The organism is Pseudomonas sp. PDM25 (assembly GCF_019219045.1).
GTDB lineage: Bacteria > Pseudomonadota > Gammaproteobacteria > Pseudomonadales > Pseudomonadaceae > Aquipseudomonas.
Map to the genome: position 1 here is coordinate 95881 of NZ_JAHUWL010000020.1, position 17077 is coordinate 112957.

At 59.5% G+C, this 17077-nt stretch carries 19 protein-coding genes; 10 read left to right on the forward strand and 9 right to left on the reverse strand.

The annotated features are described in order from the left end of the window. Positions 1 to 54: 54 nt before the first annotated feature. From KW848_RS27965 to KW848_RS27980, 4 genes are all read left to right on the forward strand, one after another. Entirely contained in the window at positions 55 to 1620 is a 1566-nt protein-coding gene (locus KW848_RS27965) for a sugar ABC transporter ATP-binding protein (RefSeq protein ID WP_218538732.1), read from the forward strand. 146 nt (positions 1621 to 1766) lie between these two features. Beyond that, entirely contained in the window at positions 1767 to 2789 is a 1023-nt protein-coding gene (locus KW848_RS27970; protein WP_008153855.1) for an ABC transporter permease, read from the forward strand. 328 nt (positions 2790 to 3117) lie between these two features. Then, positions 3118 to 3522, forward strand: a complete 405-nt coding sequence (locus KW848_RS27975; RefSeq protein ID WP_007907888.1) for a TraR/DksA family transcriptional regulator — start codon at positions 3118 to 3120, stop codon at positions 3520 to 3522. Between the two features lie 201 nt (positions 3523 to 3723). After that, positions 3724 to 5328 (forward strand): methyl-accepting chemotaxis protein, encoded by a 1605-nt coding sequence (locus KW848_RS27980; protein WP_218538733.1) that lies wholly within the window; start codon positions 3724 to 3726, stop codon positions 5326 to 5328. A 139-nt stretch (positions 5329 to 5467) separates the two neighbouring features. Here the strand turns inward: KW848_RS27980 and KW848_RS27985 are convergent, their stop codons facing one another. Next, on the reverse strand, positions 5468 to 5707 hold the full coding sequence (locus KW848_RS27985; protein ID WP_033057641.1) for a DUF2789 domain-containing protein: 240 nt from the start codon (positions 5705 to 5707) through the stop codon (positions 5468 to 5470). A gap of 342 nt (positions 5708 to 6049) precedes the next feature. Here KW848_RS27985 and KW848_RS27990 point away from each other — a divergent pair, with 342 nt between their 5' ends. Both KW848_RS27990 and KW848_RS27995 read left to right on the forward strand, forming a co-directional pair. Beyond that, positions 6050 to 6682 (forward strand): hypothetical protein, encoded by a 633-nt coding sequence (locus tag KW848_RS27990; protein WP_218538734.1) that lies wholly within the window; start codon positions 6050 to 6052, stop codon positions 6680 to 6682. Beyond that, positions 6675 to 7253, forward strand: coding sequence for a hypothetical protein (locus tag KW848_RS27995; protein ID WP_218538735.1), 579 nt, complete (start codon positions 6675 to 6677; stop codon positions 7251 to 7253). Before KW848_RS27990 ends, KW848_RS27995 begins: the two co-directional genes overlap by 8 nt. 171 nt (positions 7254 to 7424) lie before the next feature. On the opposite strand, the gene KW848_RS28000 is transcribed toward KW848_RS27995, so the two are convergent. Further along, positions 7425 to 7655: a hypothetical protein gene (locus tag KW848_RS28000; RefSeq protein ID WP_008151675.1), complete on the reverse strand. Its 231-nt coding sequence runs from the start codon at positions 7653 to 7655 to the stop codon at positions 7425 to 7427. 158 nt (positions 7656 to 7813) lie between these two features. Further along, complete coding sequence (locus KW848_RS28005; protein WP_111452117.1) at positions 7814 to 8062, reverse strand: hypothetical protein; 249 nt, start codon at positions 8060 to 8062, stop codon at positions 7814 to 7816. A 411-nt stretch (positions 8063 to 8473) separates the two neighbouring features. On the opposite strand from KW848_RS28005, the gene KW848_RS28010 reads away from it, so the two are divergent. The 4 genes from KW848_RS28010 (at position 8474) to KW848_RS28025 (ending at position 10849) form a co-directional block, all read left to right on the forward strand. Continuing rightward, positions 8474 to 8944 carry a hypothetical protein gene (locus KW848_RS28010; RefSeq protein ID WP_076031578.1) on the forward strand — a complete coding sequence of 157 codons (471 nt, stop codon included), beginning with the start codon at positions 8474 to 8476 and terminating at the stop codon, positions 8942 to 8944. After that, positions 8944 to 9147 carry a hypothetical protein gene (locus tag KW848_RS28015; protein ID WP_046048120.1) on the forward strand — a complete coding sequence of 68 codons (204 nt, stop codon included), beginning with the start codon at positions 8944 to 8946 and terminating at the stop codon, positions 9145 to 9147. Before KW848_RS28010 ends, KW848_RS28015 begins: the two co-directional genes overlap by 1 nt. Positions 9148 to 9265: 118 nt before the next feature. Continuing rightward, positions 9266 to 10282, forward strand: coding sequence for an ABC transporter substrate-binding protein (locus KW848_RS28020; protein WP_218538736.1), 1017 nt, complete (start codon positions 9266 to 9268; stop codon positions 10280 to 10282). Between the two features lie 129 nt (positions 10283 to 10411). Then, positions 10412 to 10849, forward strand: a complete 438-nt coding sequence (locus KW848_RS28025) for a DUF3995 domain-containing protein (protein WP_111452120.1) — start codon at positions 10412 to 10414, stop codon at positions 10847 to 10849. A 142-nt stretch (positions 10850 to 10991) separates the two neighbouring features. Here the strand turns inward: KW848_RS28025 and KW848_RS28030 are convergent, their stop codons facing one another. The 6 genes from KW848_RS28030 to KW848_RS28055 are packed head-to-tail and all read right to left on the reverse strand — an operon-like array spanning position 10992 to position 17052. After that, complete coding sequence (locus tag KW848_RS28030; RefSeq protein ID WP_095133437.1) at positions 10992 to 11354, reverse strand: Na+/H+ antiporter subunit G; 363 nt, start codon at positions 11352 to 11354, stop codon at positions 10992 to 10994. After that, entirely contained in the window at positions 11351 to 11629 is a 279-nt protein-coding gene (locus tag KW848_RS28035) for a K+/H+ antiporter subunit F (protein ID WP_008151692.1), read from the reverse strand. The genes KW848_RS28030 and KW848_RS28035 overlap by 4 nt, the downstream gene beginning before the upstream one ends. After that, positions 11626 to 12114 carry a Na+/H+ antiporter subunit E gene (locus KW848_RS28040; protein WP_218538737.1) on the reverse strand — a complete coding sequence of 163 codons (489 nt, stop codon included), beginning with the start codon at positions 12112 to 12114 and terminating at the stop codon, positions 11626 to 11628. Before KW848_RS28040 ends, KW848_RS28035 begins: the two co-directional genes overlap by 4 nt. Beyond that, the gene (locus tag KW848_RS28045; RefSeq protein WP_218538738.1) at positions 12111 to 13793 is read right to left on the reverse strand and encodes a monovalent cation/H+ antiporter subunit D; all 1683 of its coding nucleotides are present in this window, start codon (positions 13791 to 13793) and stop codon (positions 12111 to 12113) included. Before KW848_RS28045 ends, KW848_RS28040 begins: the two co-directional genes overlap by 4 nt. Further along, a complete protein-coding gene (locus tag KW848_RS28050) occupies positions 13790 to 14134 on the reverse strand; it encodes a Na+/H+ antiporter subunit C (protein ID WP_007935994.1) in 345 nt (114 codons plus the stop codon). The genes KW848_RS28045 and KW848_RS28050 overlap by 4 nt, the downstream gene beginning before the upstream one ends. Then, on the reverse strand, positions 14134 to 17052 hold the full coding sequence (locus tag KW848_RS28055) for a monovalent cation/H+ antiporter subunit A (RefSeq protein ID WP_218538739.1): 2919 nt from the start codon (positions 17050 to 17052) through the stop codon (positions 14134 to 14136). Before KW848_RS28055 ends, KW848_RS28050 begins: the two co-directional genes overlap by 1 nt. Between the last annotated feature and the right edge of the window lie 25 nt (positions 17053 to 17077).

A 17077-nucleotide genomic window follows, 5' to 3' on the forward strand; every position in this document is an offset into this window, starting at 1 on the left:
CAACAATAAACACGCAAGGTTGCGACCGCGACCTTGCTGATGGAGTACCTGATCATGTTCGCTTCAGCGACTGCTTCGAGCACCCCGTTGGTGGGTATCCAGCCAGCTGCAACACTTGTCGATGAGCCGTACCTGCTGGAGATCATCAACGTCAGCAAGGGATTTCCCGGTGTGGTGGCCTTGTCCGATGTGCAGCTTCGGGTACGCCCCGGTTCCGTACTGGCCCTGATGGGCGAAAACGGCGCGGGCAAATCCACCCTGATGAAAATCATTGCCGGCATCTATCAGCCGGACGCCGGTGAACTGCGCCTGCGGGGCAAACCGGTGGTCTTCGAAACGCCATTGGCTGCGCTCCAGGCCGGAATCGCGATGATCCACCAGGAACTCAACCTGATGCCGCACATGAGCATCGCCGAGAACATCTGGATCGGCCGTGAGCAGCTCAACGGTTTCCACATGATCGACCACCGTGAAATGCATCGCTGCACGGCGAAACTGCTGGAACGCCTGCGGATCAACCTCGATCCTGAAGAGCTGGTCGGCAACCTGAGCATCGCCGAACGGCAGATGGTCGAGATCGCCAAAGCCGTGTCCTATGATTCCGACATCCTGATCATGGATGAACCGACCTCGGCCATCACCGACAAGGAAGTCGCGCATCTGTTCTCGATCATTGCCGACCTCAAGAGTCAGGGCAAAGGGATCATCTACATCACCCACAAAATGAACGAAGTGTTCAGCATCGCCGATGAAGTGGCGGTGTTCCGTGACGGCGCCTACATCGGCCTGCAGCGGGCCGACAGCATGGACGGCGACAGCCTGATTTCGATGATGGTCGGCCGCGAGCTGAGCCAGTTGTTTCCGGTGCGTGAAAAGCCGATCGGCGATCTGCTGCTGTCGGTTCGCGATCTGAAACTGGACGGCATTTTCAAGGATGTGTCTTTCGATCTGCATGCCGGCGAGATCCTCGGCATCGCCGGGTTGATGGGCTCGGGGCGGACCAACGTGGCCGAAGCGATTTTCGGCATCACCCCGAGTGACGGTGGCGAGATGCGTCTCGACGGCGAAGTGGTGCGCATCAGCGATCCGCACATGGCGATCGAGAAGGGCTTCGCGTTACTGACCGAAGACCGCAAGCTCAGCGGCCTGTTTCCGTGCCTGTCGGTGCTGGAGAACATGGAAATGGCGGTGTTGCCACATTACGCCGGCCACGGTTTCATCCAGCAAAAAGCCCTGCGCGCCTTGTGCGAGGACATGTGCAAGAAGCTGCGGGTCAAAACCCCGTCGCTGGAGCAGTGCATCGACACCTTGTCCGGCGGTAATCAGCAGAAAGCCTTGCTGGCGCGCTGGCTGATGACCAATCCACGGGTCCTGATTCTCGACGAGCCGACCCGCGGTATCGACGTCGGCGCCAAGGCCGAGATCTACCGGCTCATTTCCTACCTGGCCAGCGAAGGCATGGCGGTGATCATGATTTCCTCGGAACTGCCGGAAGTGCTCGGCATGAGCGACCGGGTGATGGTCATGCACGAGGGCGACCTGATGGGCACCCTCGACCGTAGCGAAGCGACCCAGGAACGAGTGATGCAATTGGCCTCGGGCATGTCCGCGGTTCACTAAATCAAGGGTGGACGCAATTTAGGGGTGAGTAGGAATTCTGTGGTGAGCAGAGATTCTGTGGTGAGGGGATAAATCCCCTCACCACAGCAGCTCCCTAGCCACAGGGTATGTATTCGATGCCGGATTTTTTAGAAGGGTGAGTGTTTATGAACGCGATACTGGAAAACAAGCCAGCAACCGCACCGGTCAAGAGTCGCCGGCGCTTTCCGACCGAGTTGAGTATTTTTCTGGTGCTGATTGGCATCGGCCTGGTTTTCGAAGTGTTTGGCTGGATCGTGCGCGACCAGAGCTTCCTGATGAACTCCCAGCGTCTGGTGCTGATGATTCTGCAGGTGTCGATCATCGGCCTGCTGGCGATCGGCGTGACCCAGGTCATCATCACCACGGGTATTGACCTGTCTTCCGGCTCGGTGCTGGCGCTGTCGGCGATGATCGCTGCCAGCCTGGCCCAGACGTCGGACTTCGCCCGGGCGGTGTTCCCGTCGCTGACTGACTTGCCAGTGTGGATCCCGGTAATTGCCGGGCTCGGGGTGGGGCTGCTGGCAGGGGCGATCAATGGCAGCATCATTGCCATCACCGGCATCCCGCCGTTCATTGCCACTCTCGGCATGATGGTCTCGGCCCGTGGCCTTGCGCGTTACTACACCGAAGGCCAACCGGTGAGCATGCTCTCGGATTCCTACACGGCGATCGGGCACGGCGCGATGCCGGTGATCATTTTCCTGGTGGTCGCGGTGATCTTTCACATCGCCCTGCGTTACACCAAGTACGGCAAGTATACCTACGCCATCGGCGGCAACATGCAGGCGGCGCGTACCTCGGGGATCAACGTCAAGCGGCATCTGGTGATCGTCTACAGCATCGCCGGTTTGCTGGCTGGCCTGGCGGGTGTGGTGGCGTCGGCACGGGCCGCGACCGGGCAGGCCGGGATGGGCATGTCTTATGAGCTGGACGCGATTGCCGCGGCCGTGATCGGCGGCACCAGCCTGGCCGGTGGAGTAGGGCGCATCACCGGCACGGTCATCGGCGCACTGATCCTCGGGGTCATGGCCAGCGGTTTCACCTTCGTCGGCGTCGATGCCTACATTCAGGACATCATCAAAGGCCTGATCATCGTGGTGGCAGTGGTCATCGATCAGTACCGCAACAAGCGCAAACTCAAGCGCTGAGCCTCAGATCAAGCAGCCAATGCGCCACGCCTGACCCGCGTGGCGTAACCATTTGTCTTCTATATACAGCCGCTCGATTGAATTTCTTGCTATAAACGCACTCCGATAACCACCGCAAAGACTGCCATAGAGCACTTTCAGGGCTTTGTCGGACGAATTCGCTGTCTTTTCAGTTGCTGAGGCCTCAAGTCGGCCTTAGACTGCCGCCCCTCGTAAATTGAGTGCCGGGTGGCGCTTGGAATTAAACGGCGCCGTTCCGATGGCCGACCCAGGTCCGCCGGAACGCTCCCTAATTCGCCTTAATGCACGTTTTTTTATAGAGATATCAATGACAAAGGACAAGTTGCTGGCCATGCCGGCGGATGACTACATGAATGCCGAGCAACATGCTTTTTTCTCTGAGCTGTTGCAGAACATGAAAGTCGAAACCCATGAGCGCATCGAACAGAACCGCATCGCCATCGAAAGCCTGGACACCCCGGCCGATCCGGCCGACGCTGCTTCTGTTGAAGAAGAGCGCACCTGGCTGGTGAACGCGATCGATCGCGACCAGCGCATGCTGCCTCAGTTGGAACAGGCTCTGGAACGCATCAAGGAAGACAGCTTTGGCTGGTGCGACGACAGCGGCGAGGCCATTGGCCTGAAGCGCCTGCTGATCAGCCCGACCACCAAGTACTGCATCGAAGCTCAAGAGCGTCACGAACAGATCGACAAGCACCAGCGTCAGGCCTGATTTCGTAACGCCCCGCATCGCGGGCAAGCCTCACTCCTGTCAGGAGCAAGGCTTGCCCGCGATGCTTTTTTTCGTCTGCGAAAAACCCGCGTGCTTCTATTGATCTGCTGCAATACCCGCTACTAATGGACCATAGATAATGGCCTTGTAGTGGCGTTTAATGCCGATACAACAATTAGAATTATGGGTGGGGTGACGAAGATGACGCGTGACGGATCTCTGGTTGCAGCAGCGTCTGCACCCGTGCTTTTGCCGAAAAACCTTTGGCTGACGCCGACCCTGCAAAGCATCGCCCTGATGCTCTTGTTGTGCGGCATGACGCTGGGCGGCTGGTCGCTTTACCTTGGCCTGCCATTGGCGGTGCTGGTGATCTGGCTACCTCGCTTACGCTCGCGCGCCATCCCTGAGGCAACGCCCATCGACAGTGCCAGCGCGATTGCCGAGCTGACTCGCGATCTTTCCTACACCACCAGTCATAACGCGTTGTCTGCCGCCGGTGTGGCCTTTTCGGTCAAGCAACTGGCCGACAAACTGCAGTCGCAGCTCGGTGCCGCGGCGCAGATTGTCAGCAACGCCGAAGTGATGATCGCGACCGAACAAGCCACCTCGACACTCAGCCGGGAAGCGCTCAGTGCGGCCAGTGAGGCTCATCGGAGCAGCGCGGCGGGACGTACGGAGCTGATCGAGTCCATCGCCCGTATGCATCAACTCAGTCAGCGCGCCAGTAACAGCCGTGAACTGATCGAAGCCCTGAGCCTGCGCAGTGATGATATCCAACGGGTCACCCTGGTGATCCAGTCCATCGCCAGCCAGACCAATCTGCTGGCATTGAACGCGGCTATCGAGGCGGCGCGGGCCGGTGAGCACGGTCGCGGATTTGCGGTGGTGGCCGATGAGGTTCGCGGTCTGGCCGCGCGCACGGCGACGGCCACCGGCGAAGTCGGGGAAATGGTTGCTGATATTCAGCAGCGTACCGCGCAAGTGGTGGAGCAGATCCGTCAACTGTCCAGCGACCTCGACACCGGTGTCGAGCAGGTCGAGCACACCGGTCAGCACTTGGAGAACATTGCGCGTCTGGCTGCCGGCGTCGAAAGCCAGGTCGGGGAAATCGCCAGGGGCGCCGACACCAACCGCGAACAACTCGATAGCCTGTTTCACGCCATCGAACAGATGCGCAGCGATCTGGCGATCAGTGATCAACAGACCCAACGCCTGGCCCAAGCCGCCGTGCAAATGGAAGGTCAGGCCGAAACCATCAGCGAACGCCTCGCCGAAGTCGGGCTGGATGACTATCACCAGCGGATTTATGACCTCGCCCGTGAAGGCGCGAGTCAGATCGCGGCGCGTTTCGAAGCGGATATCGATGAGGGCCGCGTCAGCCTCGATGACCTGTTTGACCGCAATTACCAAACCATTCCCGGCACCAGCCCCGCCAAGTACCAGACCCGCTTCGATCGCTACGCCGATCAGGTCTTGCCGGCGATCCAGGAGCCGTTGTTGCCGCGTCATGAAGGCCTGGTGTTCGCCATCGCCTGTACGCAGCAGGGCTATGTGCCGACCCACAACAAGGTCTTCAGCCAACCCCTGACCGGTGATGCGCAGGTCGATACCTTGCAGAACCGCACCAAACGCAAATTTGCCGATCGCACCGGGATTCGCTGTGGCAGCCATCAACAGGCCGTACTGCTGCAAACCTATACCCGCGACACTGGTGAACTGATGCACGACCTTTCGGTGCCCATCATGCTCAAGGGCCGGCATTGGGGTGGTTTGCGGTTGGGTTACAAACCCGAAAATCCTCGCTAGACGCGCGATGCCGGCTTTTGTGGCGAGGGGATTTATCCCCGTTGGGTCGCGAAGCGGCCCCAAAACATGGGCCTGCTACGCAGTCCAACGGGGATAAATCCCCTCGCCACAGGTTTTTCGTTGACTCAAGATATGTGGGCTAGTGGATCTGATGCATACGCAGGTTCAGGTCGTCGACTACCCGCGCCCAATCCGCGTCTTCACGCAATTGTTCTTTCAGGAAGCCGGCTTGTTGCGGGGTCCAGAACTCGGCATCGATGAGTTTCTTGTCATCGGCCAGGGGTGAATGGCTGGCAATGAAATCGTCGATGGCCTTCTCGCTGGAGTCCAGGCCGAGTTGGTCGAACAAACCTTTCAAGTCGTGTGTAGGTGAATCCATCTTCATCTCCCTGAGAGTATTCAGTCGCATCAGGTGCGCAATCGGCAGTGCAACGTCATTGCATCTGAGGGAACCGCGCGCCAAGAGTTCGATAGGGGTTTAGCAGCTTTCTGCGGATTCGCCACAATGATGGCACTAGGCTATTGCCTGTCGGGGTTCCAACGATTACGATGCCGTCGCGTTTTTGGCGTCACTGAGCCGCCATTCAAAGAGTTCGAGCAAGGATGTAGGCGACACTCGGTCCCTCAGGTTTCCCGCCGTTCAGTGCTGAATTGCCCCTCCCTTGCACGATTTTCTTTCGAGCCGACGCATCCCCGATCCCGCATGAAAAGGATGTATGCAGTGAAGCGTCTTGTTTATCTGATGGCCATCGCGCTAGGTCTGTCGTTGACTGGTTGTGTGTCTTTCACCCCGCTGGGTCCCATCGGCGAACCCTTGAGCCCCGCGCCATCCACCCTTGATCGCAGTGCCGAGATCAGCGACGTGGTGATTTCCGCCCCCGAGCTGGACGATAAGGTGCGTGTCGCCGGTAGCCGGCAGTTGACCGAGCAGATCAGCGCTTATGTCGACAAAAGTGATTACTTCAAGCGAATCGTGGTGTTCCCGGCCAAGGCCGGTGAGGACGATGTGGTGCTCAAGTTCAACCTGACCTCGCTGGCAGGTAAACGCACCATGCATCCGGCTTATATTCCCGGCGCGCTGGTGACCTTGACCCTCTGGATTTGGGTTGACGGTCCGATTTACGTCGACAAGTACGACCTCGCGGGCGAACTGATCATTGAAGACCGTCAGGGTAAGCAACTGGCCAGGTCGGTCGAGCAGGTCAAGCTCGACAAGAATGTCGGTCTGTGGAACGCCGATTATCTCAATCCCCGCCTGGGTGGTGCTCAGTTGCGCGAATTGATCGCTCAATTGCTGGCCGGTGCCACCCCTCAACTGCGTACACCGTCAAAGGAACTGGCAGCACATGAATAAATACCTTTTGGTTTTGCTGGCGTTGCTCAGCAGCAGCCTGACTGGCTGCATTTCCTACTCTCAGCATGACTTGGCACCGGTGGATCAGTGGCCACCGGCCCAGGCCAGGCAAGACAAGCCCAGTGCTTATCTGCACGTGACCACTCAGCAGCAGTTCAACGGCGAACTGTCGGGTGGCGTGGGCAATGCGGCGCTGGTGGAAAAGAACATGCTGGAAACCTTCAAGGAATCCGGACAGTTCAAAAACGTGACCACGGACAAAGTCGACTCAAACCTGTACGTCACGAGTACCTTGACCAATAACGAGCAAGGAAATATCGCCAGTGCCTGGCTGACGGGGTTCACGTTGTTCGTGATCCCGACTACATTCAGCAATACCTTCACGCTGGAAACGGTGTTCAAGGATCAGGAAGGCAAGGTGCTGGGTAAAGTCGTCAAACAGGAGAGCACTCGCACCTGGTTGCAGATCCTGCTGATTGTCGGGTTGCCGTTCAATGAACGAGGGGACGTGTTGCTCAAGCATCTGACCCAAAGCACGCTGGATGAAGCGGTCAAGCGCAAGCTGATCTGATCATTTGTCGACATGAAGGCGTGCAATCTGTGCAAGGTTGGCACGCCGCAGACACCTCTCGGGCCGGGGTGTCGATCCTGTCAGCGAGACAGGCTCTGGTCTGTTACCGCCCGCTGACGGTCATGAAAATCGCGCTGTTCCAGCGCGGTTCCCGGATTTGTCCACCCCATCTCAGGCTTTCAAGGCCCCTTCATCGACGGCAACCTTCAGTGCCTTGGCGGCGTCCTGGGCGGCAACGGCGGCAACGTCCGAGGTCTTGAACCAACGATCCTTCTCGACCTGGTGATAGGTCACGGTGGTCAGCGGTGGTTTGGCGCGCATGATAATGACTGCCTGGAATTCGCCTTCGACTTCTCTGGCTTCGCCCCGGATAAAAAATTCACCGATATCAAATTCCGTCACGTAGCCGCCTTCCCTTGAAAATATTCTGATGTTTTGAACGCCGCCCGCCCTGGGGACGGGTTTCATTGGTCGGGCAGTATGGCAGTAGTTGCATGCTGGCGGCTGAGTTAAGTCGCCGGCATGACGAAGCGTCTATGGAAATGAACGTGGCGGAACCGTCAATCACGTAACTCGAGCGAGCGCGCAAGGGCGCAGGCTTCGTTATGATTACCGCGGAAACCTCTGACGCGACCGGTGGAAGTTTCCTTGATATGAAAAAAGGCATTGCCGGCCAGAATGACCTGAAAGCGTGGCCGGGCGGGCTCTTCAGGGTAGTATTCATGCGGTTGAAACATCCCGGGGGGCAGTGTTGTCGAGCTGTTCGTGTTAGGCGCCTGAGGGTGAGCAAAATGTGTCAGCGTGCACATATGAAGTCCTTTTCGTTGTTTTACCGACGTGCGTACGTGGTTTTGGGTAGTCTCGAAGAGCATCGCTGCTCTAGAATCACCGTCAGTGTTTGGCGATCGATGTTCATCTAAAGCAATTTTTTGCTGGCGATATGTCGGAAAAGTGCTTTTGTTAAAGAGATTTTTCCCTAAAGTTGGTAGTCCCGTTTTTCTGGCCGTCGGAAGGGCTTTTTCCTTCAACCTCTGACGAACGCCAGGCAAGACGACGTGAGTGCTGTTCCAGTAGTCTTCTCAAGCCTCGCGATGGATGAGCCCTCTGCTCGTTTCAGGATTTCAACCCGGGTCTTTTTGCGACACCTTCGGCATTGCCGCTTTTTTCTGCTGTGCGCTGTTTTAGCGTGCAGCATCATTTTCATATGTGGGGATGTTTCCTTGGCAGTAAGTAATCTCGATATGCATGCTTTGTTCGTGCTGGGTGATTTGCGCGCAAAGCTGGTTAAACAGTTCCAGTCACGTTTTGTTTACATCACCGAACAGAACGCTGAAGGCATTTATATTGCCGAGATCGACACCGAAGAGGCGCTGGTGGTTGATGACAAACCGGGGCTTAAACTCAAGGTCGGCGATCATTTCAGCGCCTCTGTATTGCCCAGCCGCGAAGGCGGCAAGCTGGACATCAAGTTCCGTGAAATCAAACTGACGGTGTACGGCCTGGGTGATTACGCGTTCGTCACCACCGCTGATGGCCACGGGATTGTGTTCAAGGAAGGTCATGGCGTGGTGATGGTGTTCGCCGCTCACCAACAGTTGCAGGAAGGCCTGACCAAAACCCTGAAAGCCGTGACCGCCAAGGCGGCCAAGTGGCGCAAAGGGGAACTGGTCACCTTCAAGGCCAGCGAATAATGACCCTGACCCGTGCCGACTTCCACGAACAGAACCAGGCCAGTGCGCAAGCCGAAGCCCAGCGGATGTTCGACCAGAAGGCTGTTTTGCAAGGTGCATGGCTGGGTTGGGTGGCGTCACAGATCTATACGTTGCGTCCGGCGGAGTACGCCAGCATGGTACGAAGGGCGTTGGCGCGCTTGCAGGAACCTTCCGAAAACTGATTGACCTCCCTCGAAAGCAGCAACCTCTACTACAGTCAGTGGACTGAGTATTCAGAGGCTTTGCGGTCTTCTGCCAGGCCATCCTGCTATTGCTGTGAACAGCACGAGGTGCAAAAGCATGAACGGATTTCGACGGTTGCTGGCCGCTACCCTGGCCACTTTCGGATTGTTGGCTTCACCCGTTTCGGTGTTCGCTGCCCAGGCGCCGATCCACTTCGCTGACTTGAACTGGGAAAGCGGCAGCCTGATCACCGATATACTGCGGATCATCGTCGAGAAGGGCTACGGGCTGCCGACCGATACCTTGCCGGGGACGACCATCACCCTGGAGACCGCGCTGGCCAACAATGACATTCAGGTGATTGGCGAAGAATGGGCCGGTCGCAGTCCGGTCTGGGTCAAGGCGGAGGCAGAAGGCAAAGTCGCGAGTCTCGGCGATACGGTCAAGGGCGCCACCGAAGGCTGGTGGGTACCCGAATATGTGATCAAAGGCGACCCGGCGAAAGGCATCAAGCCGCTGGCGCCGGGCCTGCGCAGTGTCAGCGACCTGCCGAAATACAAAGGCGTGTTCAGCGATCCGGAAACTCCGGGCAAGGGGCGCTTCCTCAACAGCCCGATCGGCTGGACGTCGGAAGTGGTCAACAAACAGAAACTCAAGGCGTATGGGCTGGACGACAGCTATGTGAATTTCCGCAGCGGTTCAGGGGCAGCACTGGATGCGGAGATCAGTTCTTCGATTCGACGCGGCAAACCGGTGTTGTTCTATTATTGGTCGCCAACACCGTTGCTCGGCCGCTTCAAACTGATTCAGCTCGAAGAGCCGCCGTTCGACGCCGATGCCTGGAAAACCCTGACCGACGCCGACAACCCGAATCCGAAACCGACGCGCTCACTGCCCTCGAAGCTGTCCATCGGCGTGTCCACGCCATTCCAGAAACAGTATCCGCAGATTGCCGAGTTCTTCACCAAGGTCGACTTGCCCATCGATCCATTGAACAAGGCACTGGCCGAGATGAGCGAAAAACACACTCCGCCACGGCAGGCGGCGCAGGCGTTCATGAAGGCGCACCCGGAAGTGTGGCAGGCCTGGGTGCCCAAGGATGTGGCCGACAAGGTGTCTGCAGAATTGAAGTAAAAAGTGGGCCATGGCGGAACAAAGTCAGCGATCAGTGCTGGTGGCCGTCCGCCATTGCTGACGAATACCCTTACAAAATCGTGCAAGTAAGTTCATCCTGCTGCGACATTTCACGCTGGAAGTCCGAACATGAGCCTATTGATCGCGCAATGGATGGCTGCCATCTTCCTGTTGATCAGCCTGATCCACCTGTACTGGGCGGCAGGTGGCAAGTTGGGTAGCGAGGCGGCGGTCCCGCGAATATCCGCAGAGGGCGGCGGGGAATCCAGGCCGGCCTTCAAACCTTCAGGCTTTGCCACGTTGCTGGTGGCGGTGGGGTTGCTGCTGATTGCGATGCTGGTGTGCTTGCGGGTCGGGCTGTATCTGCCGACGGTGCAGCACTGGTCGCTGCAATGGGTGATCAGCGCCATTGCGATGCTGATGTTCGCCAGGGCGATCGGCGATTCGCATCTGATGGGGTTCTTCAAGCAGGTGAAGGATTCGAAGTTTGCCCGGCTCGACACCTGGGCGTATTCGCCGTTGTGTGTGGTGTTGGGGGCGGGGTTGTTGGCAGTCGCCTGGATTTGAGTCAACCGGACTATCGCCTTCGCGAGCAAGCCCGCTCCCACATTTGATCTCCGTCGGACACAATTCTGTGTTCACTGAAAATCTACTGTGGGAGCGGGCTCGCTCGCGAAGAGGCCCTTACAATCAATACAAATCTGCGAACTTAACTCCCGCTCTCCGTGCGCCGACTGCTCACCTCAGCCGGCACATCATCCCCCGCCATACGTTTGCGAAACAGCGCCGCCCGCGCCAGCAGCAACGTGGTCACCGGCACCGTAATCGACAACAGAATCGGAATCAGCCAGGCATGCAGCACCGGCCCGGACTTGAGTGCCGAAAAATAAATGATCGAAGCCAGCGCCACGCACCAGGCGCCCAAGGTCGATGCCAGCGCCGGCGGGTGCATGCGCTGGAAGTAGTCCTTCATCCGCACCAGTCCAATGGCGCCGATCAGCGCAAACAGACTGCTGAGTACCAGCAGGATCGCCACCGGAATTTCAATCCACAGAGACAGTTCAGCGCTCATTCGATCACCTCGCCACGCAGCAGGAATTTCGCCAGGGCAAACGAGCCGACGAAGCCGAACAGCGCAATCAGCAGCGCCGCCTCGAAGTAAGTGTCACTGGCATAACGAATGCCCAGCGCCAGCATCATCAGCATCGCGATGATGTACAGGTAGTCCAGCGCCAGAACCCGGTCCTGGGCCGACGGCCCCTTGAACAGCCGGATCAGGGTCAGAATCATCGCCAGCGAAAAGATGAACAGGCTCAGCAGGATTGCGTTCGACAGCAAGGCGCTCATTCGAAGATCTCCATCAAGGGGCGCTCGTAGGTCGCCTTGAAGTGCTGGATGAACAGCGCTTCGTCATCCAGATCGAAGACGTGCAGCAACAAAATGCTGCGGTCCAGCGCCAGTTCCGACCACACGGTGCCGGGAATCACCGTGCAGATCATCGACAGCGCCGCCAGGCCGTTGGCGTCGCGCAAGTCCAGCGGCACCTTGATGAACTGCGAGCGCGGTGGACGGCGACCGGCGTTGAGCACGCCCCAGGCCACGGTGAGGTTGGACACCACCACATCGCGACCGACCAGAAAGAACAAACGCACAATCACCCCCGGCCGACGAATACGAACTGGCAGCGGTCGCAGCTTGCGCATCATCAACGGCGCACAGAACCCCAGCACTGCGCCCAGCAGCAGATTGCCGGGACTCATCGACAGGTTCAGCACCAGCCACAGCAACCACAGGGCCAGCGACAACCAGGGAGCAGGAAACAGCCGCTTCATGGTGTGACCTCCGCTACCGCGGCTTTGGCTTCCGGGCTTGGAATTGCACGGGTACCGAGTACCGCCATCACGTATTGCTGCGGATTGTTCAGCGCTTGGGCGGCCGCCTGGGTGTAGCGCAGCAGCGGTTCAGCCTTGAAGGTCAGCGCAATGCTCAAGCCCAACAACGCAATGATCGGCACGCATTCGAAACGTCGCAGCAACGGCGACGGCCGTTCCTCGGGCGTCCAGAAACGCTGGATGCCCAAGCGCGAGAAGGCGATCAACGACGCCAGCCCGGAGAGGATCAGCAACGCCAGCAAGCCCCACGCAGCATTTGAAATCGGCTCATCGCCGCCATTGCCCAGGCCCAACGGATTGAGCAGGGCGCTGAGCAAGCCGAGTTTGCCAATGAATCCCGAGAGCGGCGGCATGCCGATGATCAACAGCGAGCAGGCAATGAAGCTCAACCCGAGGAACGCCATGGTCCAGGGAATCACCTGGCCGACCACGGCTTTCTGCTCGTCATCGAGGTTGATGCCTTTGGGCGGCTGCAAGGATTCCATCGGTCGCGGCAGATCGCCGTCATCGAAAAGCGGCATTTCATTGGCCGAACGCGAACGCTCGATCAACTCGGCCAACAGGAACAACGCGCTCAACGCCAGGGTCGAGCTGACCAGGTAGAACAGCGCCGCGCCGATCAGGTTGGGCTGGGCGAAACCGATGGCCGACAGCAGAATCCCGGCGGACACCAGAATGCTCAGGCTGGCCAGGCGCTCCAGTCGTTGTGCGGCGAGAATCGCCACGGCGGCGCAGACGATGGTCGCCATGCCGCCGTAGATCAGCCAGTCGCCGCCAAAGTACGCCGACGCGCCGGCCTGACCAGAGAACAGCAGGGTCCACAAACGCAGCAAGGTGTAGACGCCGACCTTGGTCATGATCGCGAACATTGCCGCCACCGGTGCGCTGGCTGCGGAATAGGCCGGCACCAGCCAGAAGTTCAGCGGCCACATCCCGGCCTTGGCCAGGAACGCCACGGCCAGAATCCCCGCGCCGGCATGCAGCAGGCCGCGATCGGCTTCCGGCACCAGCGGAATTTTCAGCGCCAGATCGGCCATGTTCAGGGTGCCGGTGACGCCGTAGATCAACGCCGCGCCGATCAAAAACAGCGACGAGGCCAGCAGGTTGATCGAGATGTAATGCAGCCCCGACGACACCCGCGACCGACCCGACCCGTGGAGCATCAGGCCATAAGAGGCCGCCAGCAGCACTTCAAAAAACACAAACAGGTTGAACAGGTCCGCCGTCAGGAATGCGCCGTACAGGCCCATCATCTGAATCTGGAACAGCGCGTGGAAACTCGAACCGGCGCCGTCCCAACGGGCCATGGCGAACAGCAGGGCGCTGACGCCAATGATTCCGGTCAACACCAGCATCAGCGCCGACAGTCGATCGACCACCAGCACGATACCGAACGGCACCTGCCAGTTGCCCGGCAAGTACACGCCGATGGAGCCGGGGACGCCCGTCTCCTGAGTCCATTGCAGCAACAGCACGGCAATGCCCAACCCCACCAGGCTGGAAAACAGGTTGATCTTGGCCTTCAGCGGACGGTGTTTCTCCCCCAGCATCAGCATCATGGCGGCGGTCAGCAACGGCAGCAGAATCGGTGCAGCGATCAAATGCGGCATCAGATTCATTCTTTAGGCTCCCGGCCATCCACATGGTCGGTACCGGTCAGGCCCCGGGAAGCCAGCAGCACCACCAGAAACAACGCAGTCATGGCGAAACTGATCACGATGGCGGTCAATACCAGCGCTTGCGGCAGCGGGTCGGTGTAGTGCAACAGGTCCTGAGGCACGCCGTCCTTGATGTTCGGTTCCTTGCCGATGAACAGACTGCCCATGCTGAAGATGAACAGGTTGACGCCGTAGGACAGCAGGCACAGGCCCATCACCACCTGAAACGTCCGTGGCCGCAGGATCAGCCAGACGCCGGACGCGGCCAGCACGCCGATGGCGATTGCGATGACTTCTTCCATCAGACGGTTCCTTGCATGGCGACGGATCGAGGCAGGGCAGCGGTCTTGTGACCCCGTACCGATTGGTGGGCGAGGGCGGTGAGAATCAACAGGGTCGAACCGACCACCACGGCGTACACGCCAATGTCGAAGAACAGCGCACTGGCGATGTGAACGTCACCGAGCACCGGCAGTCCGAAATGCCAGGTGTGGGTGGTCAGGAACGGATACCCGACGGCCATCGCCCCGAGCCCGGTGACCGTGGCAAACAGCAGGCCCGTGCCCATCCAGCGCAACGGTCGCAGGCTCATTTGCGCTTCGACCCACTGGGTGCCAGCGACCATGTATTGCAGGATGAACGCCACCGACATCACCAGACCCGCGACAAAGCCGCCACCCGGCTGATTGTGGCCGCGCATGAACAGGTAGACCGACACCACGAACGCGATCGGCAGCAGCAGGCGCACCAGCACCGCCGGCACCATCATGAAACCGAGTGCTGTGTCACTGGCGTGACGCGGGTTGACCAGATCGGTGACCACGTCCGGTGCCAGCAGACGCTGCTGGGCGGGCAACTGCAGGCTTTCTTTTGGCGGGCGGAAGCGTCGCAGCAGGGCAAACACGGTCAGCGCCACGGCCACCAGCACAGTAATTTCACCGAGGGTGTCGAAGCCGCGGAAGTCCACCAGCATCACGTTGACCACATTGCTGCCGCCGCCTTCGGGCAGGGCACGGCTGAGGTAGAACGAGGAAATATCGTTCGGCGTCTGGCGCGTCAGCATCGCGTAGGCCAGCAACGCCATGCCGCCGCCGACCACGGTCGACAGCAGCAAGTCGCGGATACGGCGGATGCGCGCCTTGCGCAGGGTGCTCGGCAACGGCGACACCTCTTCGATCCGTCGAGGTAGCCAGCGCAGACCGAGGAGGATCAACACCGTGGTCACCACTTCCACGGCCAATTGCGTCAGCGCCAGGTCTGGCGCCGAGAACCAGACGAAGGTGATGCAGGTCATCAGGCCACAGACGCTGACCATGGTCAGGGCCGCGAGCCGGTGATACTTGGCCTGCCATGCCGCGCCGAGGGCGCAGGCAATCGCCAGCAGCCAGAGGGTCACGAACACGATCGAACCCGGAATCTTCGGCCGGTCGCCCCAGCTCAGGCTGCTGTGGAGCATCGGGATCAACCCGGCCAACACGGCCGCGAGCACCACGAGGAACAATTGGGTTTGCAGGCGCTTGGTGCTGATCCGCCGCTCGAAACGACGGCCCAGGCGCATCATGATCACCAGGCTGCGTTCGAACAGGCGCTTGCCGTTGAATCGGCCAATGATTGGCGGGTACTTGAAACGCCCGTGTTTGAGCTGATTGCGCAACAGCAGATAAAGCACGATGCCGCAGGACATGGCGATCAGGCTCATGATCATCGGCGCGTTCCAGCCATGCCAGATCGCCAGGCTGTATTCAGGCAAGGTGCCGCCCACCACTGGCAGGGCCGCCGCGGCCAGCAACGGGCCGACCACCTGCGCCGGGAAAATCCCCACGACCAGGCAGGCGAACACCAACAACTCCACCGGCGCGCGCATCCAGCGTGGCGGCTCGTGTGGGGTGTGTGGCAAGTCGGTGGCGGTCGGGCCGAAGAACACGTCGACGGTAAAGCGCAGCGAGTAGGCGACGCTGAAGGTCCCGGCGATGGTCGCGACGATCGGCAGCGTCATCTCGATCCAGGCTGTGGCATTGATGAACACGGTTTCGGCGAAGAACATCTCTTTGGAGAGGAAACCGTTGAGCAGCGGCACGCCGGCCATGGAAGCGCTGGCGACCATGGCCAGGGTGGCGGTGAACGGGATCAGCTTGACCAGGCCGCTGAGCTTGCGAATGTCCCGGGTGCCGCTTTCGTGGTCGATGATCCCGGCGGCCATGAACAGCGAGGCCTTGAAGGTCGCATGGTTGAGAATGTGGAACACCGCGGCCACAGCGGCCAGCGGACTGTTCAGGCCCAGCAGCAAGGTGATCAGACCGAGGTGGCTGATGGTCGAGTAGGCCAGCAAACCTTTGAGGTCGTTCTGGAACATCGCGCAGTACGCGCCGAGCAACAGGGTGCAGGCACCGGCGCCGCTGACGATGTAGAACCATTGTTCACTGCCGGACAGCGACGGCCACAGTCGTGCGAGGAGAAACACCCCGGCCTTGACCATGGTCGCCGAGTGCAGATAGGCCGAAACCGGTGTCGGCGCCGCCATGGCGTGGGGCAGCCAGAAGTGGAAGGGGAATTGCGCGCTTTTGCTCAGGGCGCCGATCAGGATCAGGGGCAGCAGAATAGGGTAGAGGGCGTGTGCGCGAATCAGGTCGCCGGCGGCCAGGACCTTGTCCAGGTCATAGCTGCCGACCACATGGCCGAGCAGCATGACCCCCGCCAGCAGACACAAACCGCCTGCGCCGGTGACCATCAGCGCCATGTAAGCACCGCGTCGCGCATCGGCGCGGTGGTGCCAGTAGCCGATCAACAGGAATGAAAAGAGGCTGGTCAGCTCCCAGAAAAACACGATCTGGATCAGGTTGCCGGAGATCACCAGCCCGAGCATGGCGCCCATGAACGCCAGAAAAAACGCGAAGAACCGCGGCACCGGATCGTCCGGCGACATGTAGTAGCGGGCGTACAACGAAACCAGCGTGCCGATGCCCAGGACCAGCATCGAGAACAGCCAGGCGAACCCGTCCATGCGCAGGACGAAGTTCAGGCCCAGGCTGGGCAACCAGAAAAATTCTTCGCGGATCACGCCGCCATCGGCGATTTGCGGGTACAGCAGGGCGACCTGGACGGTGCCTATCAAGGCAACCAGGCCCGCCAACAAAGATTCGGTGTTACGCGCGTTGTGCGGCAGCAAGGCTGCCAGACAGCTGCCGATAAAAGGCAGAAGCAGTAGAACTATCAGGGACATAGGCTTCTAATCTGCGGAAGTTTGT

Bases quoted from the DNA above. Each gene is read 5' to 3' on its own strand.
- KW848_RS27965 (WP_218538732.1), top strand. From the start codon at position 55: ATGTTCGCTTCAGCGACTGCTTCGAGCACCCCGTTGGTGGGTATCCAG.
- KW848_RS27970 (WP_008153855.1), top strand. From the start codon at position 1,767: ATGAACGCGATACTGGAAAACAAGCCAGCAACCGCACCGGTCAAGAGT.
- KW848_RS27975 (WP_007907888.1), top strand. From the start codon at position 3,118: ATGACAAAGGACAAGTTGCTGGCCATGCCGGCGGATGACTACATGAAT.
- KW848_RS27980 (WP_218538733.1), top strand. From the start codon at position 3,724: ATGACGCGTGACGGATCTCTGGTTGCAGCAGCGTCTGCACCCGTGCTT.
- KW848_RS27985 (WP_033057641.1), bottom strand. From the start codon at position 5,707: ATGGATTCACCTACACACGACTTGAAAGGTTTGTTCGACCAACTCGGC.
- KW848_RS27995 (WP_218538735.1), top strand. From the start codon at position 6,675: ATGAATAAATACCTTTTGGTTTTGCTGGCGTTGCTCAGCAGCAGCCTG.
- KW848_RS28005 (WP_111452117.1), bottom strand. From the start codon at position 8,062: ATGTGCACGCTGACACATTTTGCTCACCCTCAGGCGCCTAACACGAAC.
- KW848_RS28015 (WP_046048120.1), top strand. From the start codon at position 8,944: ATGACCCTGACCCGTGCCGACTTCCACGAACAGAACCAGGCCAGTGCG.
- KW848_RS28020 (WP_218538736.1), top strand. From the start codon at position 9,266: ATGAACGGATTTCGACGGTTGCTGGCCGCTACCCTGGCCACTTTCGGA.
- KW848_RS28025 (WP_111452120.1), top strand. From the start codon at position 10,412: ATGAGCCTATTGATCGCGCAATGGATGGCTGCCATCTTCCTGTTGATC.
- KW848_RS28030 (WP_095133437.1), bottom strand. From the start codon at position 11,354: ATGAGCGCTGAACTGTCTCTGTGGATTGAAATTCCGGTGGCGATCCTG.
- KW848_RS28035 (WP_008151692.1), bottom strand. From the start codon at position 11,629: ATGAGCGCCTTGCTGTCGAACGCAATCCTGCTGAGCCTGTTCATCTTT.
- KW848_RS28040 (WP_218538737.1), bottom strand. From the start codon at position 12,114: ATGAAGCGGCTGTTTCCTGCTCCCTGGTTGTCGCTGGCCCTGTGGTTG.
- KW848_RS28045 (WP_218538738.1), bottom strand. From the start codon at position 13,793: ATGAATCTGATGCCGCATTTGATCGCTGCACCGATTCTGCTGCCGTTG.
- KW848_RS28050 (WP_007935994.1), bottom strand. From the start codon at position 14,134: ATGGAAGAAGTCATCGCAATCGCCATCGGCGTGCTGGCCGCGTCCGGC.
- KW848_RS28055 (WP_218538739.1), bottom strand. From the start codon at position 17,052: ATGTCCCTGATAGTTCTACTGCTTCTGCCTTTTATCGGCAGCTGTCTG.